The sequence below is a fragment of the Nitratireductor soli genome (assembly GCF_001050155.1).
Lineage (GTDB): Bacteria > Pseudomonadota > Alphaproteobacteria > Rhizobiales > Rhizobiaceae > Nitratireductor > Nitratireductor soli.
On the sequence record NZ_LFVY01000053.1, the window covers coordinates 1 to 488 of the forward strand.

The 488-nt window shown below is 66.2% G+C and carries 1 protein-coding gene; it reads left to right on the top strand.

Features of this window, described 5'->3' with window-relative positions:
- Positions 1 to 488 (top strand): VCBS domain-containing protein (locus AB843_RS24600; protein ID WP_157384611.1); only part of this gene is annotated, 488 nt, incomplete at both ends.

The following is a 488-nucleotide window of genomic DNA, read 5'->3' on the forward strand; positions in this document are numbered from 1 at the left end:
GTGACGTTCGACTACATGATCACGGATGGCGACGGCGACACGTCGACGGCGACGGTGACGCTGACGCTGCAGCCGGATTCGGTTCCCGAAGTGTCTGTCATCCGCGCGGTGGGCGATGACGGGGTCGTCTGGGAATCGGCGTTGCCGGACGGTTCGGGTGGCGGCGACCTGACGGCGTCGGGCGGGCTGACCATCGACACGGGCAACGACACGCTGGACTTCATCGAGGTTCAGGACAAGGACGGGACCTGGATCAAGATCACGGCGGACGGCACGCCGGTGCAGGGCGTCTATGGTGCGCTTTCGGTCAATCTGGACGGGACCTGGGTGTACACGCTCGGCGACAACACGCTGGCTCACACCGGGATCGACCAGACGGGCGGTTCCGACCAGGTGCAGGACGCCTTCGCCGTCCGGGTGACCGACAGCGACGGCGACACGACGGATGGTTCGGCGCAGATCGTCGTCGACATCAACGATGACGGGCC